Genomic DNA, 2216 nt, shown 5'->3' on the forward strand with positions numbered 1-2216 from the left:
CGGCATCCAGCGCGGCCGGGTCCACGGTCTCACCGATAGCGGCCTCACCCCCCACCTGGGCGGGCTCGAGGGCGGCGACCCGTCCAACCGCCTCGTCCACCAGGGCGGGGTGCCGGTACACGGTCACGGTCTGGTGGGTGCGGTCGGTGAGGTCGTCCTGGTCGGTGCCGGCCAGCCAACCGGCCAGATCAAACTCGGTCGGGGGCTTCGGGGTGGTGTTCATGGTGTGGGGCCTCCATGCGGTGTGTGGGGCGGAAAGATGAAGAGAGGGGGGTGGCCGTCCCCGTGACGCCCCACACGATTACTCAGGGGACGACCACCCGGTCTAATGGGCCTGGTCAGGCCGTGGCGACGCCGTTGGCCTCCGCGTTGGACACCATGAGCGGCACCGTGGCCTTCATGTAGCCCTCATGCGGGTTGTCCGGCATCGACCAGTTGTCCGAGGCCACGACGAACGCCTGGTACTCGTCACCAGCCGCCCACGGGGCATCCCACTTCTTGCCGGTGTACCGGATGACGAAAACGCCGGTGGAGCCCTTCACGCGGAGCGCGGAGAACAGTGCGTCGCCTTCGGCGTCAGCATTGCCGGGGTTCGTGGGGTCCCAGAACCGGAAGATGTTGGCGGTGGCCTCGTAGTTGTCCCGGCCAGCGGCCTGCGCGCCGGCGGGCTCGCAGATCGCGGCCTCGTTGATCGTCTCCGAGGCGGTGAATCGGAACGTGGTGCCGTCCTTCGCGAGGCGGCACGAGGACTCGATGCCCGCGTTCAGCACGGCGACGGAGATGGAGTCCAGGTCCTCCGGGATGACCGGCAGGAACGTGACCTTCATGCGCTGGTCGCCGAACGTCTTGGGGGGCAGTGCGGTCAGGGGGGTGATCTCGGGGGTGACAGTCATCGGGTGGCCTCCTCAGCCTTGGTCTTGCTGGTGGTGGTGCGGGCCGGTTCGGTGGCCGTGGTGGCCGCCGCGGTCTCGGCGGGTTCGGTCACCTGCTGTGTGGTGTCAGCGGCGCGCTGGGACGGGGCGACCGTGATGTAGTCGAAGAGGTCGGCGTAGTGGGCGGGGCCCCGGAACTTGCGGCCGTCGCGCTTGTCGACGAGCCACACGTGCTGCGGTGCGTAAGCCATGGGTGCCTCCTAGGCGTGGTCGGTGAGGGTCCAGGTCAGTGGGATGTAGTAGCGGGCTGGCCGTTCGGCGGGGTCGGTCATCACCTGGGCGATGGACTGCTGGAGCCGCTGTGGTTTCACCCGGCCGTCGAGTGCGTCCGTGAGGGCGTGTTTCACGTCGCGTGCCGCACCGGTCGTCCATGTCCAGTCCCCGGAGGCCACGGTGACGGTGAACTCCCCGGTCTGGCCTGCCTGGTAGATGCGCCCGGACACGTCGTCGTCCGGGACGGGGGAGAGGATGCCAGCCCAGATCACCGCATACGGGTAGACGCGGCCTGCCGTGTCCTGGGGGAGCGTGGCCGGCACGTTGCCGACGTGCACACCACCTCGCAAACCTGGCAAAGCCCGCAAAAGTGCGGCGATGCCCTGGTAGTGGGCGGTCACGTCAGGGCCAGGGTGGTGGTACCAGTCCGTCACAGCACCCGCCCTCCGGTCTGCTCGATCATCTGCACCCACACGTCGCGGGCCTGCTCATACGCGGGCCGCATGAACGGTTGGGGGCGCTGCCGGGACGTGCCGTGCTCGACGTAGGCGGCGTACTCGGCGCCCGCCGTCACCTCACCCACGATGACCCCGGACGTGGACCCGGGGTCGATGGTGGCCGCGATGGAGGACCGCAGATACCCGGTGTCTACAGGTGCCCGTTCCCGGGCGACACGTTGTGTGTCCAGGGCCGCTTTCGCTGTGGCATCCCGGATCATGACCACTGCTTTATCCGGGGCGGCACGGAACCGGTCGGCCATCCCACGGAACTCGTTACCCGCGGTCATACCGCACCCCCTAGTTCGGTCAGATCGACCGTGCAGTACAGGTCCCGCTCAAACCGCAGAGTCCCGTGCAGGACCTGCTCCACGTGGAGGTGCCGGCCGACCAGGTCCGGGTCCCCGGCATGACCGGGCAGGTACCCGTCCACGACCAGGATCGGGCCGGTGTCATCCACGACCGTCCCGGTCGGCCATGCGTCGGCGGGGATCGTGACCAGGTAGTCGCGGGAGTCCACGAGCTGGCCCTGGGAGTCACCTCGGGCGGGCCGGTCCTGCTGCTGCACCCGACA

General features: G+C 68.9%; 6 protein-coding genes. All 6 read right to left on the reverse strand.

Annotation, left to right across the window (positions count from 1 at the left end; translation table 11 throughout):
* Nucleotides 1–223: hypothetical protein (locus UN64_RS19730; RefSeq protein ID WP_139343232.1), on the reverse strand; the 223-nt coding region annotated here is incomplete at its 3' end.
* A 115-nt stretch (nt 224–338) separates the two neighbouring features.
* Nucleotides 339–893, reverse strand: a complete 555-nt coding sequence (locus tag UN64_RS19735; RefSeq protein WP_077365933.1) for a phage tail tube protein — start codon at nt 891–893, stop codon at nt 339–341.
* The gene (locus tag UN64_RS19740) at nt 890–1123 is read right to left on the reverse strand and encodes a hypothetical protein (RefSeq protein WP_077365935.1); all 234 of its coding nucleotides are present in this window, start codon (nt 1121–1123) and stop codon (nt 890–892) included. The genes UN64_RS19735 and UN64_RS19740 overlap by 4 nt, the downstream gene beginning before the upstream one ends.
* A gap of 9 nt (nt 1124–1132) precedes the next feature.
* Complete coding sequence (locus tag UN64_RS19745) at nt 1133–1579, reverse strand: hypothetical protein (RefSeq protein ID WP_077365937.1); 447 nt, start codon at nt 1577–1579, stop codon at nt 1133–1135.
* On the reverse strand, nt 1576–1932 hold the full coding sequence (locus UN64_RS19750; protein WP_077365939.1) for an HK97-gp10 family putative phage morphogenesis protein: 357 nt from the start codon (nt 1930–1932) through the stop codon (nt 1576–1578). Before UN64_RS19750 ends, UN64_RS19745 begins: the two co-directional genes overlap by 4 nt.
* Nucleotides 1929–2216, reverse strand: a 288-nt coding sequence (locus UN64_RS21080) for a DUF6093 family protein (RefSeq protein WP_171978988.1), incomplete at its 5' end; no start/stop codon positions are given. The genes UN64_RS19750 and UN64_RS21080, both read right to left, overlap by 4 nt.

Origin of the sequence: Fictibacillus arsenicus (assembly GCF_001999465.1) — a bacterium.
Taxonomy (GTDB): domain Bacteria; phylum Bacillota; class Bacilli; order Bacillales; family Fictibacillaceae; genus Fictibacillus; species Fictibacillus arsenicus.

Excerpts from the sequence above, each read along its gene's own strand:
- UN64_RS19750 (WP_077365939.1), bottom strand. The coding sequence starts at position 1,932 with ATGACCGCGGGTAACGAGTTCCGTGGGATGGCCGACCGGTTCCGTGCC.
- UN64_RS19735 (WP_077365933.1), bottom strand. The coding sequence starts at position 893 with ATGACTGTCACCCCCGAGATCACCCCCCTGACCGCACTGCCCCCCAAG.
- UN64_RS19740 (WP_077365935.1), bottom strand. The coding sequence starts at position 1,123 with ATGGCTTACGCACCGCAGCACGTGTGGCTCGTCGACAAGCGCGACGGC.